Here is a 24,453-nt window from a genome sequence, read left to right as displayed (position 1 = left end):
CACCAGGAGAGTGTCGGTGGCTGGGAATTCGCTCGCGGAGTCCGCCGACGGTCCGCGATGGCGCCGTGATCCGGAGGCGAAGAAGCTGGCGATCATCAACGCCGCGCGTCAGCTGTTCACCGAGAACGGTTATGCCCCGACGTCGGTTCGCGACATCGCCGATGTTGCCGGGGTGAACCAGTCTCTGGTCTTTCGCTACTTCGGGTCCAAAGATCAGCTGTACGCGAAGGCCGTTCCCCAGAAGGCCTATATCGAGGCCATGTTCGAGGACGGTCAGGCCACCGCGATTCGCAACCTGATCCAGACCATTCTCGAGGGTTCCGCCGGCGATGCTGCCCGCGTGGTGTCGCTGATCCGTAGTGCCCGCGAGAATGATCAGCTCGGTCAGTTGCACCGAGAGGGCTTCGATCAGATCGTCGGCACCATCGCGGCGTCGATCGACCGCACCGATGCCGTCCTGGTCGCCGAACTCATCTTCGCGTGGGTGGTCGGAATCGGTGTCGCGCACGACATTCTGCGTCGGCCGGAGCTGGTATCCGGCGAGGACGAGCGCATCGCGTCCGTTGTCAGTGAAGTCGTCACGGCGCTCGGAGTAGCGCCGGAGTGAAAGAGAGTGTCGTGTTCGGTGTGTTCACGATTAGTGCGGCAGTGAGGATTTGACAGATGGCCACCGTGTACCACGGTCGTCCGATCGAGCCCTACAAGCTCGGGATGATCATCGATCTGCCGGACCATCCGGGGTTGAGTGACTGCTGGCCGGATGCCGTGCAGTTGGCCTGCGAGGACGCCAAGGCCCGCGGACTCCTCGAGCGTGACGTCGAGGTGGTGGTGCGTGAGGTCTACGCCCAGCCGTGGGCGTCGGCGCATGAGCTCAAGAGGGTCTACCGCGACCTTGTCGAGGAGGAGGGGGTCCTGGGGATCGCCGGCCCGTTCACGTCGGACAACTGCCTGGCTCTGCTACCCGAGATCGAGCGGCTGCAGGTTCCGACTGCGACGATCTGCGGCTCGGTGCGCTTCAAGGGTGAATACGCCTACGCATTTGCCAATGGCGGGCTGGCCGACGAACCAGCCGTGATGGCGGCATGGCTGGAAGCCAACGGCCACAAGCGGATCGCCGTCCTGCGGGAGCGCACCCAGATCGGCGAAGAGTATGCGGAATTCTTCCGTTACGAGTTGCAGCCGCACGGCCTGGTGGTCACCGCCGAGCCGCCGGTCTACCCGGCGACCAGTGTCGAGGAACTCGTCGGTGCCCTGGAGGTCTGCCGGGATTCCAAGCCCGACGCCCTGGTGTACCTGGGCCTCGGCGGGGTGAACCAGTGGGTGCGCCCGGCATTGGAGGCGATCGGCTGGGACCCGCCGCGCATCCAGACGACGGCATTCGTCAGCGCGACCTACAGCGAAGAGCGGGCCCGCCGGATCGACGGTTGGGTCGGGGTCGACCAGTACGACGAGCGCAACGAGGTGTTCGCGGCCGTCATCGAGCGATTCCACCGGCGCTTCGGCTACAGCTACTCCAACTCGGGGCTGTCCACCGGGTATGACATCGGGAACGCGTTCGCCCTGGCGCTGGGCCGGATGCGGTATGTCACGCCGACGGCCCTGCGCGACGCGATGGACACCCTGCGCCGCGTCCCGTCGTGCACCGGCGGCCCGGGGACCATCATCACGCTGGGTCCCTCGGATCATCGCGCCTACAAGGGCGCGGACTTCCTCTTGTTGCGTCGAAGCCACGATGGCACGACGTCGATGGAGGGCTTCGCCCCCGTGGTGCCCTGGCACCAACCCTGATGCGCGTCGCTGTCACCGGCGCCAGCGGCGTCTTCGGCCGGGGCATCGCGGCCCGGCTACGATCGCAGGGACACGAGGTCGTCGGTCTTGCTCGGCACCGACCACAGAACTGGCTTCCCGGCAGCGATTTCGTGGCAGCCGATATCCGCGACGCCGAGCAGGTGTATCGGGCGGTCCACGGTGTTGACGCGGTGGCGCACTGCGCCTGGGTGGTCAACTCCAACCCCGACGAGAAGCTCACTCGTGAGATCAACATCGGCGGAACCGAGAACGTCCTGGCGGCGATGGACCGCGCGGGCACTCGCCGGATCGTCTTCGCGTCGTCGGTGCTGGCGTTCGGCGCCCGCCCGCGCGGCTCGGCCAAGCTCGGTGAGGACGACGAGTTGCGGCCATCGCCGGATCACTTCTATGCCTTCCACAAGGCACAGGTCGAGAGCCTGCTGGCAACCTCCGGCAAGGAATGGGTCGCGATTCGGCCTGCCATCGTCGTCGGACGTGACGTCGACAACACCATCATGCGACTCCTGGGTTCCCCGGCCTTCCCGGATGTCGAGGGCTCCGCCGACCGGCCCCTGCAGGTCGTGCACACCGACGATGTGCACCGGTTGTTCGTCCGGGCGGTGTTGGGAAACGAGGTCGGGGCGGTCAACCTCGCGGCCGCCGGCGAGCCGAGTGTGCGCGTCATCACCGCCAAGCTGAACCGACGGGTGTTCCCGGCGCGCAAGAAGATGCTCGACGGCGTTCTCGGCGCCCTCAATCGGAGGGGACTGGTCGAAGCGTCGCCCGCCGAGTTCGAGCTGTTGCTCAACTTCCCCATCATGGACACCTCCCGTCTGAGGGACGAGTGGGGGTACCACCCGGCGTTCGACGCCGACGAGTGCCTCTCCGATTTCGAGCGTGCCCTGCGCGGAAAGATCGGCCTGGGCAGGGCAGTGTTGACGGTGCCGTGGCGGATGCCGTTCGTGCACAGCGTCCCCGAGCCGAGCGCACCGCCACCGGACGGCGCACCGCTGCATCCGGCCGGCCCGCGCGGGCTGGTCGGCGAGTTCGACACCCCGGTCGACGATCGTTTCCCCACCTTCGTCGCGAGCAACCTCTCCGAAGCGCTGCCCGGACCCTTCAGCCCGGCATCCGCTTCCTCGACGGTGCGGGGACTTCGGGCCGGCGGATCGTCGATCGCCGAGCGGCTGCGGCTGCCCGGAGTGATCGGGGCCGAGGTCGCAGCCCGTTCCATCGGTGTGTTCGGGCACCGTGTCTACGGCGGCGTCACCTCGGTCTACTACATGGCTGAGTCGATGCTGGGCGCCAATCCGGCCAGCCTGATCGAACAGTTCTTCGGCCGTGAACTCGGCGACACTCCGGTGTTCGGCGAGCAACGGCCGCACCGTGAGAAGACCGTCGCTGCAAGGCGGATCTGGGACGCGATCGCGGTAGGCGTCACCGGAGCCGGACTGGTCGCCGCGTCGACGGTCGATGCCAAGGCCTTCGTCGGCGATGTCGACCAGCTCGAGGCGATGCTGCCTACCGAACTCGCCGACCTCGACGACTCTCGTCTGCAGAGTCTGATCCTGCTCGCGCGTGACCTCGTCGTGCATGGCTGGAACCTGTCGGCCTGGGCCGCCCTGATGTGCACCGCCACCGCCACCGCCGCCGAGCGCCTTGGAGGTGAACTACCCACCGCCGGAGATGATCTCGCCAGCGCACGCGGGCTCGCCGGCATCCGGCGGCTCACCGCCCTGGCCCGGTCGGATCCCGGCGCCGTGGCAGCGCTGGGTGGCGACGGCGCGCTGCTGCCGGTCGTCCGGGAGAAGGCCCCGAGCCTGTTCGCGGCGATTGTCGAAGAACTCGATCGGGTCGGCCATCGCGGACCGGGGGAGTGCGAGCTGCGCTCGACGACCTATGGCGACGATCCAGAACAGTTCGCCCGGATGATCGCCAAGTCGCTGGCGCACGGTGGCCCGGAGAGCCCCGGGACCCTCGGCCGCGCGGAGCACCCGCGGGGACGTATCCCGGGCAGGCTGGCCGCGCGGCAACTCAAGGACCGGGAGGTGCGGCGCGACAGAGTCGTTCGGGCCACCTGGGTGCTGCGCAGGCTCACTGGTGCACCATCCTCGTGTCGGTAGTCTTCGTCGAGGGTTTTCTGGTGCACCATCCGGTGTGTCGGTGATCTTGGATGGATTGCCGATGCACCCGAGGTGGCTGCTGGTTCATCGCCCTGCTTGCTCGACGCATCTGACGTCCAGCATGAGTTCTGCGGGGGCCAGCGGTTACCCGGGGCACGCCGACCGTCGACAGGGCTAAGCGCCTCCGAGCGCCGCACAGTGAGCGAACGAGCAGTCGTGCCCCGGTACCACACGAGGGTGCCTCCCCACTGGGCTTAGCAGCGAGGAGGCTGTCATGAAGTCTGCCCGAAACACCCTGCCGACGGAACCCGTCAACGGCATCACCTGCGGCATCGACTGGGCGCGTGACGATCACGCTCTGTCGATCGTCGACGCCAAGGGCCGCGAAGTCACCCGCAAGACGATCACTCACAACGCGGCCGGACTGCGCGAGCTGCTCGCCGTGCTCGAGCGCGCCGGCGTGCGGGAGGTTGCGATCGAACGCCCGGACGGGCCGGTCGTGGACACCCTGCTCGACGCCGGTGTCACGGTCGTGGTGATCAGCCCCAACCAGGTCAAGAACCTGCGCGGCCGCTACGGTTCGGCCGGCAACAAGGACGACCGCTTCGACGCGTTCGTGCTGGCCGACACTCTGCGCACCGACCGAGCACGGCTGGCCCCGCTGCTGCCCGACACCCCGGCCACCGTCTCCCTGCGCCAGACCTGTCGTGCCCGCAAAGACCTTGTCGCCCACCGGGTCGCGGTGGCCAACCAGCTGCGCGCACATCTGAAGATCGTGTTTCCCGGTGCCGTGGGCCTGTTCGCCGCGATCGACAGCCCGATCAGCCTGGCGTTCCTGGCCCGCTTCGACTGCCAGCAACGGGCCGACTGGCTCTCGGTCACCCGCCTGAGCGCCTGGCTGGCCGGCGTCGGCTACAGCGGCCGCACTGATCCCCGCGAGCTGCACCGCCGATTGACCGCTGCTCCCCGCGCCACCAACGAGGTCACCGGCGCCGCGATCACCGGTGCGTTCGTCGCGACCCTGACCGCGCTCAACGCCCAGATCGCCGTCCTCGACGACAGCATCGCCGACCAACTCGCCGCCCACGCCGACGCGCACATCTTCACGTCCCTGCCCCGCTCGGGCACCGTGCGTGCCGCCAGACTGCTCAGCGAGATCGGGGACTGCCGCGCCCGCTTCCCCACCCCCGAATCGTTGGCCTGCCTGGCCGGTGTCGCGCCCTCCACCCGCCAGTCCGGCAAAGTCAAACACGTCGGATTCCGTTGGGCTGCAGACAAACAACTCCGGGACGCTGTCACCGACTTCGCCGGCGACAGCAGACGCGCCAACCCCTGGGCCGCCGACGTCTACACCCGCGCTATCGCCCGAGGACACGACCACCCCCACGCCGTCCGCATCCTCGCTCGCGCCTGGCTCTACATCATCTGGCACTGCTGGCAAGACGAAATCGCCTACGACCCCGCCAAACATCGCGCCCTCCAAATACTGCTCAACCAAGAACAACACCGGGCGGCTTGACACAGGGCAACTCATGCGCGAACACGGTCGTCGGCTGGTTGCACTCGAGGTGCTCGACCAGGTCGACGACATCTTCTTCTTGTGCGTCGACGAGGTGGAGGCGCTGCCGGTCGATGCCCGCGGGTTGGTGGCCCGTCGGCGGGCCGAGATGACCAGGTTGTCCGCTGTCCGGCTGCCGCAGGCCTTCAGTGCGACCTGGGAGCCGTTGTCGGACGTCCCGCCACTGGAACCGGGCGAGACGCTGACCGGTCTCGGGGTGAGTGGCCACCGCGTCACCGGGCGGGTCCGGATCGTCGATCAGAACACCATCGACGACCTCGAACCCGGCGAGGTACTCGTCGCGGAGGTCACCGATGTGGGGTACACACCGTCGTTCGCCTACGCCGGCGCCGTCGTCACCAACCTCGGCGGCCCGATGTCGCACGCCGCCATCGTCGCCCGCGAGTTCGACGTCACCTGCGTCGTCGATGCGCGCAACGCCACCCGGCGACTCCCGGAAGGAGCCATGGTCGAGGTGAACGGACAGACCGGTGAGATCAAACTCCTGGAACGCAACGTCGGCCCGGCCCAGGGTGCCGGCTCCGAAGAGAGATGAGAAGTGTGGTGGCGCAACAACTGGGTACGAGCGGACACTTCGGTTTCCCGATCGTCGGCAACCTGATCAAGCCGGTCCCGGAAGCGCACTGGGACGACGCGCTTGGGCTGAGCATGAACATGGAGTACTTCTACGGCTCCCTACGTTCCGAAGCGGGTGACTATTGGTGGCCGATCCGGGGCTGCTACACCAACCGCGCGCGGTTCCTGCACCTGTCCGAAGCCAAGAGCGGCGGCGACTTCACCTACGCCACCGACGAGACGAACTCCTACGGCGGACCGATCGAGCACCGGCACTCAGGCGGCCGCTACGAGGTGGTCAAACCCGACGGCGAGGTGCTGATGGCGGTCACCGAGACCACCATGGAGTGGAACGACGGAGCAGACCTGCACATCACCGGAGAGCGGGTCGGTGCCGGTATGCAGTTCTACGCCGTCGACGCCGACGATCCGATGCTGTACACCTCCCGGCTGTTCCGGGCCACAGGATCGATCAAGGGTATTCCGGTGACGGGCTTGGTATTCCACGACAGCATGCACACCAAGGACGGCCGGCAGTTCATGCAGGGGCCCGTCATCACCAAGCTGGAGACCGCGTGGGTGGCGTTCGCGACCGAGTTCGAGGACGGCGAGATCCACTGCGGCCACCTGATCCACGGGCTCGAGGGGTTCAACGTGATGATCATCGACCGCACCGACGGCCCGCCGCTGATCGCTCGTGACGTCGTCGTGGCGGCTCAGCTCGACGGACCGTTCGATTCCGAGTCAGCCTTTCCGCAGCGGATCACCTACACCGGCGCGGGCGAGACCTGGGTGTGGGAGGCCAACGAGGGCGGCCGTTGTCCCATCCGGCGCGACCTGATCGAGGGACACCGCTGGCGCCAGGGCTGGGTCCACCACATCGACGAGAAGCGCCGCCCCAAGGCTACTGAGGCCCTGATGGAGACCTACAACGGCCGGCTGGTCGAAACCGGCGCGCTGCGTGCGGGGGCGGGCAGATGACGGGTGCGTCCTGGCGGTGGCCGTCGAGGCGGCGCGGCAACTTCGACTTCCGCAGTCTGGTCAGCACGTGTGAGTTCGCCGCAAGAGACGCCTGGTGCGAACGTGAGTTCTTCGGCCTGCGCCCGATGGCCACCTACTGGTGGAGCTGCCTGAAGGACGACGACGGCAACTTCCTGGCGCCGATGCGCAAGGTCAACACCGAATTGTCGAGCGGCCTGCAGCTGTCCTCGAATGTCGGTGCGGCCAACCTCGAGATCGCACCCGAGGTGTTCGGTCGTTCGCAGCGCGGAGCGGGGGCGCGCTGGTCGCTGGCCGAAGACGAGTCCTCGTTCCGGGTCGTCGCGCCGGCCACACCGTACAGCGAACCCTTCGATCTCTTCGTTGCCGACGACGAATTCTCATGGCGGGAAGGCGATCTGCTTGATCTGCATGGCGCTCGGCTTGGTCTCGGCTACCAGTGGTACACCCCGAATGTCGACGAACGCGGCGGCAATCTATATGTCTCCCAACCCTTCCGGGTTGCCGGACAGGTGGCCGGTCGGGCGGTTCACGGATTCGTGTGCATGGACAACTTCTACGGCCCGGTCGGCCAGGTCTACAACAACGGCCCGATCTTCAACGTCGTCGAACTCGCCTGGGTGACGTTCGGCAATTTCTACGCCGACGGCGCCCACGAGTTCGGCGCCCTGTGTCTGGGCAAGGAGCACTGGGGATTCGCAGTCGCCTCGAACGAGGCGGGGCCGATCATCCAGACCACCGAGATCGCCGCCGACGTGCAGCTCGATGCGGACAGGTATGTCTCGACCGCGCTGTACCGGGCGGCGGGCACCGAATGGCGGTTCACCGCGGCAGACCGGGGCCAGATGCGGTCCCTGGCTGCCGCCCGGGGCGACACGTACCACGGGCAGGCTGGGTCGGTCCGCCGAGTCGGCGACGACCGGACCCCGGTGTTCTCGGCGGGGTGGATCGAGACATTTCCGCTCAACGGACTGGACCGCACCTACTCTGGGCCGCGGCGGTAGAACGCTCGGGCGCTTGGGGTTTGCGGGCGGGCCGACTACCATGGTAATAACGGACGACAATCGTCCGCTAGCGTGGGAGGGCCATGAGGACCGCCATCTGCCAGATGCTGGAGATCGACTTTCCGCTGTTGGCGTTCAGCCACTGCCGCGACGTCGTCGCCGCAGTGACCAACGCCGGCGGCTTCGGCGTGCTCGGCGCTTCGTCGCACAGCCCCGAACAGCTCGAGCACGAGCTGGACTGGATCGACGAGCACGTCAAGGGCAAGCCCTACGGCGTCGACATCGTCTGCCCGGAGAAGTTCGAGGGCAAGGGCCTGGATCTGACGGAGGCCCAGATCGTCGCGATGGTGCCCGCGCAGTACCGCGATTACGTCTTCGAGTTGCTCGCCAAGCACGACATCGCCCTCGACGACATCGGCGGCGACCCATTTCGGATGTTCGGCGAACTCGGCGACTCGATCGGCGAGGAGCTGATGGACGTCTCCTTCCGGCACCCGATCAAGCTGATCGCCAACGCGTTGGGTGTCCCCCCGCAGTTCATGATCGACCGGGCCAAGGCCGAAGGCGTCCCGGTCGCCGCGCTCGTCGGTGCCAGGGAGCACGCGGTCAAACAGGTCAATGCGGGCGTCGACATCCTGGTCGCGCAGGGCACCGAGGCCGGCGGGCACTGCGGCGAGGTCACCACGCTGGTGCTTATCCCGGAGGTGGTCGAGGCCGTCGGCTCCAGCGTGCCCGTCCTGGCGGCCGGCGGCATCGTCACCGGCAGGCAGGTGGCAGCGGCCGTGGCGCTGGGCGCCGCCGGCGCATGGACCGGCTCGGTCTGGTTGACCACCGAGGAGGCCGAGACCGCTCCGCACACCGTGGCGAAGATGCTCGCCGCGACCTCACGTGACACCGTGCGCTCGAAGGGCAGGACCGGCAAGCCGTCCCGGCAACTGCGATCGCCGTGGACCGACGCCTGGAACGGCGACGGGCCGGGCGCACTGCCCATGCCACTGCAGTCGGTCCTCTCGGAGAACATCCTGCGCCGCATCGACATCCTCGCCGAGAACGGCCACCAAGGGGCCCAGAGCCTCGCCACCTACTGGGTGGGGCAGGGCGTCGGTCTGATGAACAAGGTCAAACCCGCGCGTGAGGTGGTTCGGGGAATGATCGAGGACTACCTGGACGCTGTTGCGCGGGTCTCCGAATCGATCGAGGACTTGAGTTGACGACAATCGACGAACTCGATCCCCGGACGCCCGTCATCGTCGGCGTCGGACAGTACACCGAACGGCCGGAGGACGCGGGCTACCGCGGACTGTCGCCGACTGGTCTCGCCGTCGAGGCGTGTCGGGCCGCGTTGCGCGACACCGGCGCTGACGAAGCCGCCGTGCTCGCGGCCGTCGACACGCTGGTGTCCACCCGGCAGTTCGAAGACTCCCAGCCGGGTGCCCCCGCGCCACTGGGAAAGTCGACCAAGTTCCCGCTGTCGGTGGCCAATTGTCTGGGGGCGAAGCCAAGGCGGGCCGTCTTGGAGGTCGTCGGCGGTCAGGGACCCCAACACCTGGTCAACGAGTTCGCCCGGGAGATCCACGGGCACGGTGCCGACGTCGTGCTGCTCACCGGCGCCGAGGCGATCTCCACCATCCGCCAGCTGAGCAAGTCGGAGCACAAGCCCGACTTCTCGGACGACCCTTCGGTCAGCGGTGTCGTCTACGAGGACCGCGGCTTCGGCCTCAAAGGTCTGATGACCCGAGAGCAGGCGGCGCACGCGCTGCTTTCCGCGCCGGTGCAATACGGGCTCGTCGAGAACGCCCGGCGTGCGATGCGGGGCGAGAGCCGTCGTCAGCACCTGGAAAGCATGGGCGCATTGTTCGCCCCGTTCACGAAAGTGGCTGCCGAGAACCCGTATTCGTCGGCACCCCGGGAATTCTCCGCAGCGGAACTGATCGCGGTGGACGACAACAACCGGCTGATCGCGGACCCCTACCCCCGTCGGTTGGTGGCGCGCGATCAGGTCAATCAGGGTGCGGCGGTCCTGCTGGCGTCGGTCGACACCGCGCGCAAGCTCGGCATCGATGAGTCGAAGTGGGTCTTTCTGCACGGGCAGGCGGATCTGACCGAGCGCAGTCTGATGCAGCGGCCGCGGTTGGGTGAGGCGCCCGCCGCACCCGCCGCGGTGGCGCACGCACTCGAGGTCGCCGGCGTATCCCTTGGTGACATCTCGTTCTTCGACCTCTACTCATGCTTTCCCATTGCGGTCTTCAACCTCATCGACGCCCTCGGCCTCGCACTGGACGATCCACGCGGGCTCACACTGACCGGTGGGCTGCCCTACTTCGGCGGGCCGGGCAACAACTACTCCATGCATGCCATCGCCGAGGCGGTCGGCCGGGTGCGCGCCAATCCGGGGCGATATGCGCTGGTCTCGGCCAATGGCGGTGTCGTGTCGAAGACATCCGTCGGGATCTACAGCACCACGCCGACCGGGTTGCACGCCGACTCGAGCGCCCGACTGCAAAGCCGGCTCGACGAGGCTCCCGCCCCACGGCATGTCGCGCATCCCCGCGGCTGGGCGAGGATCGAGACGTACACCGTCGCATACGGTCGAAAGGGCAAGACCGGCATCGTCATCGGCCGCCTCGAGCGGGACGACAGCCGATTCCTGGCCCTGGTCGCGGCCGACGATGACGAACTGCTCGAGCTGCTCGACAGCGGCCGCGAGCCGATCGGCCAACGGGTTCACGTCACCGCGCTGGGCGTGGGCAACCGGGTCACCGGCACCGAAGAGAGAGCGGCTCAACTCTTTCCGATGCGCCCGCCGGCGCTCCGCGACGATTACGAGTTCATCAGTGTGCACCGCGATGGTCACCTGCTCGAGATCACCATCAACAGGCCCGATGTGCGCAACTGCCTGCACCCACCGTCACACGAGGAACTCGACGAGGTCTTCAACGCCTACTTCGCCGACCCCGACCTGTGGGTGGCGATCATCACCGGCGCGGGGGACAAGGCCTTCTGCACCGGCAATGATCTTGTCTACAGTGCCAGTGGCAAGCCGATGTACATCCCCCTCAGCGGTTTTGCCGGGATCACCAGTCGGCGCGGGATGACCAAGCCCGTCATCGCAGCGGTCAACGGCTTTGCCATGGGGGGTGGCTTCGAGATCGCGCTGGCGTGCCACCTGGTGGTCGCCGACGAGACGGCCCAATTCGCACTCAGCGAGGTCAAGGTGGGTCTGATCGCGGGTGCCGGCGGCATCGTCCGTCTCCCACGTGCCATCGGGCCCAAGATCGCCACCGAGCTGATCCTGACCGGCCGGCGCATCGGAGCCGCGGAGGCGCAGCGTCTGGGCGTGGTCAGCCGGGTGGCCCCGCCGGGTCAAGCCCTGCAGGCGGCTCGCGACCTCGCCGCCGAGATCCTGTCCGGGTCGCCGACGTCGGTGCGGCTGTCACTGAAACTGATGAACGAGACACAGGGCATCCCCGACACCGTCGATGCCGTCGATGCGCCGTCGGAGGCCATCGACGAACTGTTGACGAGCGCCGACATGTTCGAAGGGATGGCGGCCTTCGCGATGAAGCGAACCCCGGATTGGAAGAACCGATGAACGACGAACTGGTCGCCTTCGACGAGACCGTGGTTGGCGTCGTCGAGAAGTACTGGGGCACCGCGACCGCCGCCGCACGCGCCGATGTCGCCGAGTTGTGGTCGGTGGCGGCCGAGCAGGGCTGGTTCGAACTCGGTGCGGCAGGCGCCCTCGACCTGGCCGTGGCCGCGACCCGCAGGCTCGGCCGGGTCGCCTGCCCGCTGCCACTGCTCGACGGGTACGCAGCGGCGGAGTTGTTACCGTCGGCCGGAGTGGACAGCGGCCAAGTCCGGGTGGTGATCTCCGGTGCGCCTGACTCACTGGTCGACAGTGGCGGCGCCGCCACCCACGTGCTGGTGGTGCCGAAGGCGGGCGGCGGCGCGGCCCTCAAGCCCATCGTCGAGGTCACCCCGCTGCCGGGGCTCGCCGTGCCGGCCTGGAGCCGGGTACGGCTGGGGGACAGTGTCGCCGAGCGTGAGATCGACATCGCGCAAGCCGACCGGGCGCTGGTCCTTACCCGGCTGGGCAAGGCCGCGCGGGCGCTGGCCGCGGCCGAGTACGCCCACGAGATGGCCATCGAGCACGCCAAGAACCGCAAGCAGTTCGGCAAGGTGATCGGCAGCTTCGGCGCCGTGCAGCAGCGAACCGCCCAGTGCCACATCGAGATCCGCTCGGCGAATCTATTGCTCGACGACGCGGTGCGGGCCCTGCAGGCCGGATCGGCGCAAGCTTTGTTCGCCGCGGAGCTGGCCATCGGCCACATCGCGGCGATAGCGCCGAGGGTTCAGCTGGGCGCCCACCACACGCTGGCCGCGATCGGCTACTTCGAGGAGCACGAAGCCCCGTGGCTGTTCCGCCGGGTCCATGCCGACGTGACCCTGTTGGGCCCACTGGAGCTGCATCGGGGCACGGTCGGTGACTATCTGGTGGAGACCGGCGCCCGGTTGCCGGCGGCCAACCTCGGGGAGACCGGTGAGGCATTCCGTCGTGAACTGCTCGACTTCATCGCCGAGCGCGGTGCCCGTGACGGCGCACCGACGCCGGTGACACCCGATCACCGGACAGTTGCGGCGATGGCTGAGCGGGGGTGGTTCGGCTTCGCCTGGCCGTCTGAATACGGTGGCCGCAATGCAACCCTGGCCGAGGAAGTGGTCCTCAACGAGGAGGTCACCTACAACAGGGTCGGGGCCACCAAGGCGCTCGGTTCGGTGATGTTGCTGGGCGGGTCGATTCTGCGGCACGGCACCGAGGAGCAGAAACGGATGTTCCTACCCATCATCGCCGCCGGTGAGATGAACTTCTGCCTGGGCTACTCCGAGCCGGAGGCCGGCTCGGACCTCGCTTCCCTGCGCACCAGCGCGGTCCGCGATGGTGCGGAGTGGGTTATCAACGGCCAGAAGCTCTGGACCACGACGGGTCAGGAAGCTGACTGGGTGTGGCTGGCGGTGCGGACCGATCCCGAGGCCGTTCCCCGCCACGCCGGAATCTCCGTCTTCCTCGTCCCGATGGACACCCCGGGCATCACCATCGCGCAACACCGCGCGCTGTCCGGGGAGATCTCCTGCACGGTCTTCTACGACAACGTCCGTGTCCCCGACTCGGCCCGGGTCGGAGAGGTGAACGGTGGCTGGAAGGTCATCGTCGACGCGCTGGCCGGCGAGCGGATCACCATGGGTAACATTGCCGCGGCTTTGCAGCGTCAACTCGATGACCTGGTCGACTTCGTCCGCGCCGACGACCAGGCGATTGCGGGCCCGCGCGGGTCGGCCAAGCGCGGACTCATCAACGACCTAGCGGTCCGCGTGCAGGCCAACCGCGCACTGGTCAACGCCGCCGTCGGCAGTGCATCGGAACTCAGTGCCATGTTCGATGCCGCGATGGCCGGCGTCATGGGCGGGGATCTCGCCGAAGACTTCGGTGAGGCAACCCTGGCTATCTTCGGACCGGCGGCGGCCCTGAGCCGGCATTCCGCCGAACTCGCGGCCGTGCCCGGCGGCGGGGCGTTCGAATACGGTCTGCGCCAGTCGATCATGTACGTCGTCGGCGGCGGCACGAATGACGTTCAACGCGGACTCATCGCCCGCGGTCTGGGACTTCCGCGCTGATGGGGCCGATCTGACACGCAACCGACGAGGCCTGGTCCACGGCTGTGAACGTCGCCGCTTCGAAGATAACCAAGTTCCCTACGTTCTCCACGGGACCAGATAGAGTCGCCGTCATGTCGAGAGGTCGCCCGGACCTTCGCGAGAAATGGTATTCCGAAGGCTGGTACTCGGCTCGGACGTGCAGTGCGGCGTTCCGCGACGGCTGGTCGCGTTACGGCGAGGTGCCGCTCGTGTTCGTGGCCGCCGGAGCGCACACGACTGTGACCGTGGGCGAGATCGGAGCCCTGGCGCGAACCGTGGCGGCCGGCCTGCGCCGGCTGGGTGTTCGTCGGGGCGACGCGGTCGCTGTCCAGCTGACGAACCGGCTCGAATGCGCCGTCGCCTACCAGGCAACTCTGCTGTGCGGAGCCGTGCTGGTTCCGATCGTGCACATCTACGGTGCCGCGGAAGTGGGGTTCATCCTCGCGCAGTCCGGGGCCTCGACGCTGATCATGCCGCACACGTTCCGCTCCACGCGCTATGTGGATCGGGTGTGCGGTTACCGGGACATTCCGACGCTGCGGAACATCGTGGTTCTCGACGCCGAACCGGGTGACGGCTTCACCCGGTGGGAAGAACTGGTGCAGGGCCCGGGAGAGTGGGCCGACCCAGCCGCCGATGCCGACGACGTCTGCGTGATGCTGTACACCTCGGGTACCACCTCCGCGCCGAAAGGCGTTCGGCACAGCCACAATTCCATCCTCGCCGAGCAGCGGACGCGTCCCGGCCTGCTGGCGGGCGATCCGGACTCGGTCGAGCTGGTCAGCTTTCCGCCCGGTCACGTCGGCGGGCTCAGCGCGGTACTCGGGGCGATGATCTCTGGCACCCGGACGGTGTTCGTCGACACCTGGGACCCGTGCGTGGCCGCGGACCTGATCCAGCGGTTCGGGGTGACGACGACGGTGGGCACACCGTTTCATCTGCACGGTTTGCTGGAGCTGTCCAATGCGGCCACGAAGCTGCGGACGCTGCGGGAATTCCTCACTGGTGCCGCCCCCGTCACCGACGAGATCGGCCGGCGCGCGGCAGCCGCAGGCATCAACGCCTACCGGTGCTACGGCCTCACCGAGCATCCGACGGTCTCTGGCACCCACCGTTGCGACCCCTCCTCCGTCCGGCTCGGCACCGACGGGCTCCCGATGCCCGGATCGGCCGTCCGGGTGCTCGGCGAGGACGGAACGGATCAGCCCCACGGTGTTCCGGGTGAAGTGGTGACCCAGGGGCCCGACCAGTTCATCGGCTACCACGACCCGGCACTCGATGCCGCGGCATTCACCTCCGACGGATGGTTCCGCACAGGCGATCTGGGCTACCTGGACGACAGCGGACATCTGGTGATCACCGACCGGATCAAGGACGTCATCATCCGCGCCGGTGAGACGATCTCCTCGGCACAGGTTGAGGACGTTCTGCTCGCCCACCCTGCCGTCGCGGAGGGGGTGGCTGTGGCTGCCCCGGACCCGCTGTACGGCGAGGTGGTGGCCGCCGTTGTGGTGCTCAGAACCGGTGTGGAACTCGATCTCCCGGAGTTGCAGCGACATTTCGCGCGGTCAGGCCTGGCCCGTCAGAAGACCCCGGAGCGGCTCGTCGTCACCGACACGTTGCCGAGGACAGCGCTGGGCAAGGTGCTCAAGACGGATCTGCGCAGGGCGTTGCACGCGGAAACGCACTAGGGTGTACCACACCGGTCTTCCGGCGGGCCGACATCGATGGGCTGGCGGACCTCCGGCACCCCGGCACGGCGGCAACGGGCTTCGCGGAGTTCGAGATTCGGGCCGACCGGCCCCTACCCGACGCCGTCCGCCCGGGTGTAGGTGTCGGCGATCGATCGCGGCCGAACGCACGCCGGCGAGTGGCGCGAGCGGAGTCCGGCTGAACGGGCGGTACCCCAGGGGATCACAGCGTGGCGCTCTGTTCCTGAGTTTCGCAGACGGTTTCGGCTTGCGACGGCGTCCGATAGCAGCCCCGGGCCTGCGCGGTGAACGGTCCGGTGGGGTTCTGGGTCGGGAAGACCGCCAACGGCGAGTCCCAGCCGATCCGTTTGTTGCAGTGGCCGTTGCTCGGCGGGTTCGCCACGCACACACTGGAATAAGCGGGAGACGCCAAGCCGGTGCAGGACGTCCACGTCAATGTCGCCGTGACGCCTTTCGCGCCCCCGGGGCCGGGTAGTGCGGTGGCCTGCGGAGCCGAGAGCACGAACGTGCAGCGGTCGCCGCCGTCCGGTGCTGCCGTCGCCGAGGGAGGCAGTGCGGCAAGCATCGCCGCAGCGGCGACCGAAAGAGCGACAAGACTTCGCATCATCGCTTTGTGGCCTCTCTTCACGACCGCGCCTTCAGCTCCTTGGTGGACGTCGGCGGTACCCGGCGACCGGGCCGCGCCCTGGGCGTGCGACGTCCGGCCGATGACCGCACCGGAGCGTGCTGCAAAGGCCGGCGTTCGGATCAGAAGGTCGCGAATCCTCATCGCACCGGATAGTAACGAGCAGCCCACTCGCCGGCGCTTCATTCTCAAACCTGGCCGCAGAACGCCATTTCCACGCGCAGTCCCTCTGCGAGAGGTGGTCCCGATGTGGAGGTTTCGCCCGAAAACGGCGTTCTGCCGAAAGGCAGTTCCCGCTGACGATACGAGTTCCTATGCTGACGTTCGGCAATCAGTGACCGTTGGAGGACCGCCTTGAGCTTCATGGAAGCCCGCGGCGATCGGATGGAGGTATCCGATCGTGGCTACTAGCGGGCTCGTCAAGCCGATTCGCGGGGTCGGCGAGTTTTACGCGATGACGCTCGACACCCTCATCCTGATGGTGAGACCCCCGTTCGAATGGCGCGAGCTCATCTTGCAGTTCTGGTTCATCACGCGGGTGTCGCTGGCCCCAGCCGTGCTCATGGCCGTCCCGTTCACGGTGCTGTCCTCGTTCACCTTCAATGTCTTGCTGGTGGACTTCGGCGCGGTCGACTTCGCCGGTGCCGCCACCGGTATCACCCTGGCTCAGTTGGGTCCGATCATCACGGTGCTGGTCATTTCCGGTGCGGCGGCCACCGCGATCTGCGCCGACCTCGGCGCGCGCACGATTCGTGACGAACTCGATGCGATGCGCGTCCTCGGTATCAACCCGATCCAGCGGCTGGTGGTTCCTCGAGTGGTTGCTGCCGGGTTGGTGTCGGTGCTGCTGTCCGGGGTCGTCTCGGTGGCCACCGTGGTCGGGTCGTACTTCTTCTCGATCTTCGTCCAGGGCTCAACCCCCGGGGCGTTCGCCGGGTTGATCGGCGTACTAACCGGCGCCACCGACATCCTCGTCATCCTCATCAAGTCGGCGCTGTTCGGCGTGGCGGCCAGCCTCATCGGTTGCTACAAGGGGATTTCGGTCGGCGGGGGCCCTGCGGGAGTGGGGACCGCGGTCAACGAGACCGTCATCTACTCCTTCATGGCGCTGTTCGTGATCAACCTTCTCGTCACCGCGGTTCAGTTCGGAGGTAGTCGATGAGCGGCGTGCCGAGTGCCCGATTCTCCCGACTGTCACGGGTGTTCGGTGGTTTGTCGGGTCAGTGGAACCAACTCGGACGGCAGACCGAGTTCTTCTTCGCGACGCTGCGGTCCACCGGTATCGCATTGGCCAACTACAAAGCCGAGATCGTCCGGCTCATCGCGCAGATGAGCATGGGCACCGGCGCATTGGCGCTCATCGGCGGAACCGTTGTCGTGGTGGGCTTCCTGACCATGGCGGCAGGTGCGCTGATCGCGGTGCAGGGTTACAACCAACTGGCCGGCATCGGCGTGGAAGCCCTGACCGGCTTCGTTTCGGCATACATCAACGTTCGGGTCATCGCCCCGGTGAACGCCGGGATCGCGCTGGCGGCCACCATCGGTGCCGGTGCCACCGCGCAGTTGGGTGCGATGCGCATCTCCGAGGAGATCGACGCGCTCGAGGTGATGGGCATTCGGTCGATCGCCTACCTGGCGTCCACTCGCGTCATCGCCGGCCTGCTCGTGGTCGCGCCGCTGTACTGCATCGCCGTGCTGATGGCGTTCCTGGCCGCGCGGCTGGGTACGACGCTGCTCTACGGCCAGTCCGCGGGCGTGTACGACCACTACTTCGCCACCTTCCTCATTCCCGGTGATCTCCTGAGGTCGTTCGCGCAGGTCCTGGTCATCGCGGTGGTCGTGATGCTGATCCACACCTATTACGGTTACAACGCCTCCGGTGGTCCGGCGGGCGTCGGCGAAGCGGTGGGCCGTGCGGTACGGGCCTCCCTTATCGCGGTGGTGTTCGTCGTCGTACTGACCTCGATCGCCATCTACGGAAAATCCGGCAGCTTCCACCTGGCGTCATGACGATGGACGCGCGACCTGGCGAACGCAGCCTCCGCCCGGCGTGGTGGGCGCTGATCCTCGTCCTGCTCATCATCGGATTCACCGTGCTGTCGGCGGTGACCTACGCGGGAGTCTTCAAGTCCCGTATCCCGGTCACGTTGACCTCCGACCGGACCGGCCTCAGCATGCAGACCGACAGCAAGGTCATGCTCAATGGCGTCCAGGTGGGCACCGTGGTCGGTCTGGGCCGCGGTCTGGACCCGACCAGCATCAAGCTGGAGATCGATGCCGACCAGACCAAGTTCATCCCGGCCAATGTCGGCGCGCAGATCCGATCCACCACAGTCTTCGGCGCCAAGTACGTCGACCTCATCTATCCGAAGAACCCGACCAAACAGCGCCTCTCGGCCGGTGCGGTACTGAAGTCGAAGAACGTCACGACCGAGATCAACACCGTTCTGGAAAGCCTGCGTGGGCTCGTCGACCAGATCGACCCGATGAAGATCAACGCGGTCCTGACCGCCCTGTCCCAAGGCGTCCGCGGTAAGGGCGAGCGCATCGGTCAGGCGATCACCGATGCCAACGAGGTATTGCTCGCCCTCAACCCGCGCAGCGACGTGGTGCGTCAGGACTGGCAATCGCTGAAGGGATTCGGCGATGTGTATGCGGGCGCCGCCGACAATCTCGTCACCGTCCTCGATGCGACCGCGACCACCAGCACGACCATCAAGACCCGGTCAGCGGCGCTGGATGCTCTGCTGCTCAACACCGTGGGCCTGTCCCAGTCCGGACTCGATCTGCTGGCACCCAACCAGCAGAACCTCGTCGATGCGGTGAACACACTGGAGCCGACCACCGCACTGCTGCTGGAGCACAGCCCCGCCCTGACCTGCACCCTGGTGGGTGTCAAGTGGTGGCTGGACCACGGCGGTTACCACGACATCGGCGGCAACGGCTACTCCCAGATCGCCGACGCGGGAATCCTGTTCGGCGATGAGCCCTACAAGTACCCGGACAACCTGCCGATCGTCGCCGCCAAGGGCGGTCCGGGAGGCAAGCCGGGCTGCGGTTCCCTGCCGGATCCGTCGAAGATGTACCCGATTCGCGCGCTCGTCACCAACACCGGATGGGGCACGGGGATCGACTACCGGCCGAATCCGGGTATCGGTGCCCAGTGCTGGCGCGACTATCTGCCGGCGACCCGGGCGATTCCGCAGCAGCCGAGCATCCGGCAGTGTCTCCCCGGGCCGGCCCCGGGGCCGGTGAACGGTCCCGGTCTGCCCCCGTACGGCGCGTCGCTCTACGGTCCGGGCGGTGTGTCGCTGTGGCCCGGGATCCCCGACGCGGGCACACCGCCGCCGGTGCCGGTTCCCGGCACCCCTGTCGCCCCCGGCAAGATCCCGCCCGACCAGGCTCCGCCGGTGTTCTCGGCTCCGCCGCCGCCGGTGACGCTGCCGGGCCCGGCCACGATCGCACCGGCTCCGATCCCGTGACGGCTCCGAAAGCTAAGGAACTGACGACGTGATAGGGAACGTGGCGGGAGCCCTGTGGCGCTCCGCGCTCTTCGCGCTCCTCGGGCTGCTCTGCATCTTCGCGCTGCTGCTGGTGTTCGCCAATCTGCGGTTCGACACGACGAACAGCTACACGGCGCAATTCACCAACGTCAGCAATCTTGAAGACGGCAATTTCGTCCGGGTGGCGGGCGTCGAGGTCGGCAAGGTCACGAAGATCACCATCCACCCCGATGAAGTGATCGACGTCCAGTTCACCGCCGACAAGAGTGTCGTGCTGACCGAGGGCAGCCGGGCGGTGATCCGGTGGGAGGACATCGCAGGCCGCCGCTATCTGGCATTGGAGCAGGGTGCGGGGGGGACGAAAGTGCTGCGGTCGGGCAGCACCATCCCACTGGCCAACACCGCGCCGGCCTTGGATCTCGATTCCTTGACCGGTGGTCTGCGTCCCTTGTTCCGCGCGCTCGACCCGGAGCAGATCAACCAGCTCACCGGACAACTGATCGGCGCTTTCCAAGACGAGGGCGATGCGGTCGCGTCGATACTGACCCAGACCGCTTCGGTGACGAACACGCTGGCCGACCGGGACGAGCTGATCGGGCAGGTGATCACCAACCTCAACACCGTCCTGGCCTCGGCGGGGGATCAGTCCGACCAACTCGACAAGGCAGTGACATCACTGTCCCAGTTGGTGAAGACGCTGGCGGACCGACGCGGTGACATCAGCGCCGGGCTGGCACATACGAACGCCGCAACCGGCACGATCGCCGACCTGCTCGACCAGGCCAAGACACCGCTGAAGGACGTCCTGGCCCAAGGAGATCGGGTGGGCACACTGGCCGTCGCGGACTACGCCTATCTGGACAACATCATCAATCAGATGCCCGAGAAGTACCGGCTGCTCGGCCGCCAGGGGCTCTACGGGGACTACTTCAGCTTCTATCTCTGCGACCTGCTCCTGAAGGTCAACGGCAAGGGCGGCGAGCCGGTCTATATCAAGGTCGCCGGCCAATCGACGGGACGGTGCACGCCGAAATGAAGTTCTTCTCGGAGCGCAACCCGGTTGTCGTCGGCGCGATCGGTGTCGGTCTCACGGCTGTCGCGGTCCTGATCGCATTGACGTTTCGGCAGCTGCCGTTCATCAACGCTGCCAAGGAGTACTCGGCTTACTTCGAACAGGTCGGCGGCATGTTGCCGAAGGCCGCCGTCCAGGTTGCCGGCCTCAAGGTCGGCGAGGTCACCAGCGTGTCGCTGGACGGCCCGAAGGTTCTCGTGAAGTTCAGGATCGACAAGGATGTCCGCCTCGGTGACCGCACCGAGGCAGAGATCAAGACCAAGAGCGTGCTCGGTGCCAAGATCATGCAGGTCCTCCCTCGCGGCGACGGGACGCTGCGCGGTCCGATCCCGCTGGAGCGCACCACGTCCCCCTATGTGCTGACCGACGCCGTCAACGATCTGGCTGCCACGATCAAGGGAACCGACACCGAACAGCTGTCGCAGTCGTTGGCCACGCTGGCCCAGACTTTCTCCAAGACGGCGCCGCAGGTGCAGGTGGCGGTTCAGGGGCTGTCCCGGTTCTCCGAGACGCTGAACCGCCGCGACGCGGAACTGCGGAGCCTGCTGGCGAACGCTCAGAAGTCCACCAAGGTGTTGGCCGCGCGGACCGACCAGATCGTCAGCCTGGTCCACAGCAGCAATGCCCTGCTCGGGGCGCTGCGGGCGCAGAGCGACGCGCTGGATCAGATTTCCGGGAACATCTCTACGCTCTCGAAGCAGCTGACGTCCTTCGTCGGCGAGAATCGTCAGACCTTCGGCCCGGCCCTGCAGAAGCTCAACGGGGTGCTCGGGATCCTGGCGAACCGCAAGGACCGGATCAAGATCGCGTTGCACCGGCTGAACCAGTTCGCCATGTCGCTGGGCGAGTCGGTGGGGTCCGGCCCATTCTTCAACGCCTATCTGGCCAACCTGCTGCCCGGGCAGTTCCTGCAGCCCTTCATCGATGCCGCATTCTCCGATCTCGGGCTCGATCCCCACACGCTGCTGCCATCTCAGCTGGTGGATCCCCAAGTCGGACAGCCCGCCACCCCGGCGCTGCCGGTACCGTTCCCGCGGACCGGGCAGGGTGGAGATCCCCGGCTGACCGTCCCCGACGCGATCACGGGGAATCCAGATGACGAGGCGTGCGGGCCGCCGGGGATACCGCTGCCCGGTCCCGGCTGCTACCCGTACCGCGAGCCGGAGCCGCCGGGACCGGCGGGCGGTCCGCCACCTGGCCCGCCCGGTCCGCCGTTGGGTGCGGGCACCGACCCCGCGGTGCCGACGCCCACCCCGGCTCCCGTTCTGGTTCCGGCCCCCGGGGAGGCTCAAGACGGTCAGGGGGCAGGATCATGATGAACACTCGCGGCGCGCGGATCGCGCTTGCTGTCGGTCTGGCGGTACTCCTGACCGTGAGCCTGGTGTTGGTGGTCCGCACGGCCAGCGGTGTCGGTAAGACGCGGCTTTCCGCCTACTTCGAGAGCAGTAGGGGGATCTACCCCGGTGACGACGTCCGCATCCTCGGTGTGAAGGTCGGCGAGATCGAGTCGATCGATCCCGAGCCGAATCGCGCGAAGATCAACTTCTGGGTGGATGACCAATACAAGGTTCCGGCCGACGTCCAGGCTTTGGTCCTGTCGCCCTCGATCATCTCGGCCCGTGCCCTGGAACTGAGCCCGGTCTACACCGGTGGGCCGACTCTGCAGGCCAACGCCGTCATCCCCCAGGAGCGGACCGCCATGCCGGTCGAGTGGGACGATCTCAAGGCACAACTGGACAAGCTGAACAAGACCCTGCAGCCCACCGAACCCGGCGGCGTGTCGACCGCTGGGGAGTTCGTCAATTCGTTGGCGGACAACCTTCGTGGGCAGGGGCCGAGCATTCGCGACTCGCTGCAGAAACTGTCCCAGTCGATGTCGATCCTGGGCGACCATTCGTCGGACCTGTTCGGGACCGTCAAGAATCTGTCTGCGCTGGCCTCCGGGCTGCATGACAGCAGTGACCTATTACGCCAGCTCAATGGGAACTTCGCCGCCGTCACCGCGACGCTGTCCGACGACCCCGGCGAGGTCGGGCGGGCGATCGCCGATCTCAACGGCGCGGTCACCGACGTCACGGGCTTCGTCAAGGACAACCGCGAGATCGTCGGCATCACCACCGACAAGCTCGCGGTGATCACGACCGCCCTCAACGAGAGCGGAGACGAGCTCAAACAGGCGCTGCACGCCTTCCCGATGATGATCTCCAATTACGTCAACATCTATCAGCCGACGGCCGGCGGGGTGACGGGCGCACTGGCGGGAACCCAGTTCAGCAACCCGATCAACTTCCTCTGCGGCGCCATCCAGGCCGCGTCGCGGCTCAATGCCGAACAGTCGGCCAAGCTGTGCGTGCAATACCTCGCACCGATCGTGAAGAACCGGCAGTACAACATGCTCGGCCCGATCGGCTTCAACTTCGTCTCCGGCGTCGGGGCACGGCCCAACGAGATCACCTACAGCGAGGACTGGCTGCGGCCCGACTATGTCCCCCCCGCCAACGGTGCACCCGCCCCCGCGGCACCGGCGGCCGCGCCGGCCGCACCGCCGGACATCGTTGCGCCGCCGGGTATTACGCCGCTGCCGGCGGAGGCCGCCAGCACGAACCCCGACGCCGGCTTGACCGGTCTGATGGTTCCACCGGGTGGTGGGTCATGACGTTCGCCGGTCTGCGGCGAGTTGCCGCCACCTTGTTCACGGCCCTTGCCGTGCTGGCCGGCCTGTCGGGCTGCGGCTGGCGCGGCCTGAATTCGCTGGACCTGCCCGGCGTCAAGGGCAAGGGCCCGGGGTCCTACACCATCCAGGCTGAGATGCCCGATCTGACCAGTATCCAGCGCAACTCCCGCGTGCGGGTCGGCGACATCAATGTCGGCACCATCACCAACATCGAACTCAGAGGCTGGCATGCGTTGGTCACCATGACGATCGACGGTGAGGTGGCGCTGCCCGAGAACGCGACGGCGAAACTGGGTCAGAGCAGCCTGCTCGGGTCCACGCACATCGAGTTGGCACCACCGAAAGACGTTGCGCCGGTTGGTCGTCTGCACAACGGCTCGCTCATCCCGCTGGCCCGCGCGAGTAGCTACCCGACGGTGGAGCAGACCCTGGCGTCGGTCTCGGTTCTACTCAACGGGGGCGGTATCGGTCAGCTGCAGGACATCGTGCAGGCCTTCGCCACGGCGTTCCGCGGCCGCGAGCAGGAGACCCGGAGCCTCATCGAACAGCTCGACACCTTCGTTGCCAATGTGAACAGCCAGACCGATGACATCATCGCTGCCAACGAGAGCCTGAATCGGGTCGTCGGCAAGTTCGCCGACCAGAAGCCGGTTCTGGACCGGGCGCTGACCACCATCCCGGACGCGCTCGCCGTGCTGAACGAGGAGCGGACCAATCTGGCCGATGCCCTCGACAAACTCGGCAAGTTCAGTGCGGTCGCCGCGAGCTCGATCAGCCAGTCGAAGGAGAACCTCGTCAAAGAGCTCCATGAGCTGGCACCGGTGCTCAAGGCCCTGGCTGATGCGGGTCCGGCGATGACCCGCAGTCTGAGTGGTCTCGCGACCTATCCCTTCCCGGTCGAGACACTGGACAACTGGTTCCGTGGCGATTACGGAAACCTGTCGGCCGTGTTCGATCTGACCTTGAGCCGGCTCGACGGTGCGCTGTTCACCGGCACCAGGTTCGAAGGCGACCTCACCGCACTGGAGATGCAGTGGGGCCGGACGATGGGTGTGCAACCCAGCCCGTACACGTCCGGCAACCCGTTGGTTGCCCCGTATCACCTCGATCAGGGGCCGTGAG

The 24,453-nt window shown here is 67.1% G+C and carries 18 protein-coding genes and 1 pseudogene; 18 read left to right on the top strand and 1 reads right to left on the bottom strand.

From position 1 onward, the window contains the following. The first annotated feature begins 16 nt into the window (after positions 1–16). The 11 genes and pseudogenes from ADBZ9K_RS19370 to ADBZ9K_RS19320 all read left to right on the top strand — a co-directional run bounded on the left by ADBZ9K_RS19370 (position 17) and on the right by ADBZ9K_RS19320 (position 15,436). On the top strand, positions 17–607 hold the full coding sequence (locus ADBZ9K_RS19370) for a TetR/AcrR family transcriptional regulator (RefSeq protein WP_526623300.1): 591 nt from the start codon (positions 17–19) through the stop codon (positions 605–607). 56 nt (positions 608–663) lie between these two features. Beyond that, on the top strand, positions 664–1,788 hold the full coding sequence (locus ADBZ9K_RS19365; protein WP_526623298.1) for an ABC transporter substrate-binding protein: 1,125 nt from the start codon (positions 664–666) through the stop codon (positions 1,786–1,788). Next, entirely contained in the window at positions 1,788–3,911 is a 2,124-nt protein-coding gene (locus ADBZ9K_RS19360) for an NAD-dependent epimerase/dehydratase family protein (protein WP_526623296.1), read from the top strand. The genes ADBZ9K_RS19365 and ADBZ9K_RS19360 overlap by 1 nt, the downstream gene beginning before the upstream one ends. Before the next feature lie 274 nt (positions 3,912–4,185). Further along, positions 4,186–5,430, top strand: a complete 1,245-nt coding sequence (locus ADBZ9K_RS19355) for an IS110 family RNA-guided transposase (RefSeq protein ID WP_526617886.1) — start codon at positions 4,186–4,188, stop codon at positions 5,428–5,430. 10 nt (positions 5,431–5,440) lie between these two features. Beyond that, a pseudogene (locus ADBZ9K_RS19350) lies at positions 5,441–6,025 on the top strand (PEP-utilizing enzyme); the annotation flags it as partial. Positions 6,026–6,033: 8 nt separating this feature from the next. Then, on the top strand, positions 6,034–7,026 hold the full coding sequence (locus tag ADBZ9K_RS19345) for a hypothetical protein (protein WP_526623295.1): 993 nt from the start codon (positions 6,034–6,036) through the stop codon (positions 7,024–7,026). Continuing rightward, positions 7,023–8,048, top strand: a complete 1,026-nt coding sequence (locus ADBZ9K_RS19340) for a hypothetical protein (protein ID WP_526623293.1) — start codon at positions 7,023–7,025, stop codon at positions 8,046–8,048. The genes ADBZ9K_RS19345 and ADBZ9K_RS19340 overlap by 4 nt, the downstream gene beginning before the upstream one ends. Before the next feature lie 83 nt (positions 8,049–8,131). Continuing rightward, on the top strand, positions 8,132–9,259 hold the full coding sequence (locus ADBZ9K_RS19335; protein ID WP_526623291.1) for an NAD(P)H-dependent flavin oxidoreductase: 1,128 nt from the start codon (positions 8,132–8,134) through the stop codon (positions 9,257–9,259). After that, positions 9,256–11,640 (top strand): acetyl-CoA acetyltransferase, encoded by a 2,385-nt coding sequence (locus tag ADBZ9K_RS19330; protein WP_526623290.1) that lies wholly within the window; start codon positions 9,256–9,258, stop codon positions 11,638–11,640. The genes ADBZ9K_RS19335 and ADBZ9K_RS19330 overlap by 4 nt, the downstream gene beginning before the upstream one ends. Then, positions 11,637–13,724: an acyl-CoA dehydrogenase family protein gene (locus tag ADBZ9K_RS19325; protein WP_526623288.1), complete on the top strand. Its 2,088-nt coding sequence runs from the start codon at positions 11,637–11,639 to the stop codon at positions 13,722–13,724. Before ADBZ9K_RS19330 ends, ADBZ9K_RS19325 begins: the two co-directional genes overlap by 4 nt. A gap of 113 nt (positions 13,725–13,837) precedes the next feature. Then, positions 13,838–15,436 carry a class I adenylate-forming enzyme family protein gene (locus ADBZ9K_RS19320; protein WP_526623286.1) on the top strand — a complete coding sequence of 533 codons (1,599 nt, stop codon included), beginning with the start codon at positions 13,838–13,840 and terminating at the stop codon, positions 15,434–15,436. 223 nt (positions 15,437–15,659) lie between these two features. On the opposite strand, the gene ADBZ9K_RS19315 is transcribed toward ADBZ9K_RS19320, so the two are convergent. Further along, on the bottom strand, positions 15,660–16,226 hold the full coding sequence (locus tag ADBZ9K_RS19315) for a hypothetical protein (RefSeq protein ID WP_526623284.1): 567 nt from the start codon (positions 16,224–16,226) through the stop codon (positions 15,660–15,662). A gap of 253 nt (positions 16,227–16,479) precedes the next feature. Here ADBZ9K_RS19315 and ADBZ9K_RS19310 point away from each other — a divergent pair, with 253 nt between their 5' ends. From ADBZ9K_RS19310 to ADBZ9K_RS19280, 7 genes are read left to right on the top strand one after another with little or no spacing between them, the layout of a single operon-like run. Beyond that, positions 16,480–17,244: an MlaE family ABC transporter permease gene (locus tag ADBZ9K_RS19310; protein ID WP_526624247.1), complete on the top strand. Its 765-nt coding sequence runs from the start codon at positions 16,480–16,482 to the stop codon at positions 17,242–17,244. Further along, positions 17,241–18,092, top strand: a complete 852-nt coding sequence (locus tag ADBZ9K_RS19305; RefSeq protein ID WP_526623282.1) for an MlaE family ABC transporter permease — start codon at positions 17,241–17,243, stop codon at positions 18,090–18,092. Before ADBZ9K_RS19310 ends, ADBZ9K_RS19305 begins: the two co-directional genes overlap by 4 nt. A gap of 2 nt (positions 18,093–18,094) precedes the next feature. Then, positions 18,095–19,564 carry an MCE family protein gene (locus tag ADBZ9K_RS19300; protein ID WP_526623281.1) on the top strand — a complete coding sequence of 490 codons (1,470 nt, stop codon included), beginning with the start codon at positions 18,095–18,097 and terminating at the stop codon, positions 19,562–19,564. A 28-nt stretch (positions 19,565–19,592) separates the two neighbouring features. After that, a complete protein-coding gene (locus ADBZ9K_RS19295; protein ID WP_526623279.1) occupies positions 19,593–20,621 on the top strand; it encodes an MCE family protein in 1,029 nt (342 codons plus the stop codon). Further along, positions 20,618–21,973: an MCE family protein gene (locus ADBZ9K_RS19290; RefSeq protein ID WP_526623277.1), complete on the top strand. Its 1,356-nt coding sequence runs from the start codon at positions 20,618–20,620 to the stop codon at positions 21,971–21,973. The genes ADBZ9K_RS19295 and ADBZ9K_RS19290 overlap by 4 nt, the downstream gene beginning before the upstream one ends. After that, a complete protein-coding gene (locus ADBZ9K_RS19285; protein WP_526624245.1) occupies positions 21,973–23,313 on the top strand; it encodes an MCE family protein in 1,341 nt (446 codons plus the stop codon). Before ADBZ9K_RS19290 ends, ADBZ9K_RS19285 begins: the two co-directional genes overlap by 1 nt. Then, positions 23,310–24,452: a virulence factor Mce family protein gene (locus tag ADBZ9K_RS19280; protein ID WP_526623275.1), complete on the top strand. Its 1,143-nt coding sequence runs from the start codon at positions 23,310–23,312 to the stop codon at positions 24,450–24,452. The genes ADBZ9K_RS19285 and ADBZ9K_RS19280 overlap by 4 nt, the downstream gene beginning before the upstream one ends. Position 24,453 lies beyond the last annotated feature (1 nt).

The organism is Mycobacterium sp. (genome assembly GCF_965229265.1).
Classification (GTDB): Bacteria; Actinomycetota; Actinomycetes; order Mycobacteriales; family Mycobacteriaceae; genus Mycobacterium.
Note: the sequence above shows the minus strand (reverse complement) of the source record. Positions and strands in the feature narration are given on the sequence as shown.

Excerpts from the sequence above, each read along its gene's own strand:
- ADBZ9K_RS19365 (WP_526623298.1), top strand. The coding sequence starts at position 664 with ATGGCCACCGTGTACCACGGTCGTCCGATCGAGCCCTACAAGCTCGGG.
- ADBZ9K_RS19360 (WP_526623296.1), top strand. The coding sequence starts at position 1,788 with ATGCGCGTCGCTGTCACCGGCGCCAGCGGCGTCTTCGGCCGGGGCATC.
- ADBZ9K_RS19355 (WP_526617886.1), top strand. The coding sequence starts at position 4,186 with ATGAAGTCTGCCCGAAACACCCTGCCGACGGAACCCGTCAACGGCATC.
- ADBZ9K_RS19340 (WP_526623293.1), top strand. The coding sequence starts at position 7,023 with ATGACGGGTGCGTCCTGGCGGTGGCCGTCGAGGCGGCGCGGCAACTTC.
- ADBZ9K_RS19335 (WP_526623291.1), top strand. The coding sequence starts at position 8,132 with ATGAGGACCGCCATCTGCCAGATGCTGGAGATCGACTTTCCGCTGTTG.
- ADBZ9K_RS19325 (WP_526623288.1), top strand. The coding sequence starts at position 11,637 with ATGAACGACGAACTGGTCGCCTTCGACGAGACCGTGGTTGGCGTCGTC.
- ADBZ9K_RS19320 (WP_526623286.1), top strand. The coding sequence starts at position 13,838 with ATGTCGAGAGGTCGCCCGGACCTTCGCGAGAAATGGTATTCCGAAGGC.
- ADBZ9K_RS19315 (WP_526623284.1), bottom strand. The coding sequence starts at position 16,226 with ATGAGGATTCGCGACCTTCTGATCCGAACGCCGGCCTTTGCAGCACGC.
- ADBZ9K_RS19305 (WP_526623282.1), top strand. The coding sequence starts at position 17,241 with ATGAGCGGCGTGCCGAGTGCCCGATTCTCCCGACTGTCACGGGTGTTC.
- ADBZ9K_RS19300 (WP_526623281.1), top strand. The coding sequence starts at position 18,095 with ATGGACGCGCGACCTGGCGAACGCAGCCTCCGCCCGGCGTGGTGGGCG.
- ADBZ9K_RS19290 (WP_526623277.1), top strand. The coding sequence starts at position 20,618 with ATGAAGTTCTTCTCGGAGCGCAACCCGGTTGTCGTCGGCGCGATCGGT.
- ADBZ9K_RS19285 (WP_526624245.1), top strand. The coding sequence starts at position 21,973 with ATGAACACTCGCGGCGCGCGGATCGCGCTTGCTGTCGGTCTGGCGGTA.
- ADBZ9K_RS19280 (WP_526623275.1), top strand. The coding sequence starts at position 23,310 with ATGACGTTCGCCGGTCTGCGGCGAGTTGCCGCCACCTTGTTCACGGCC.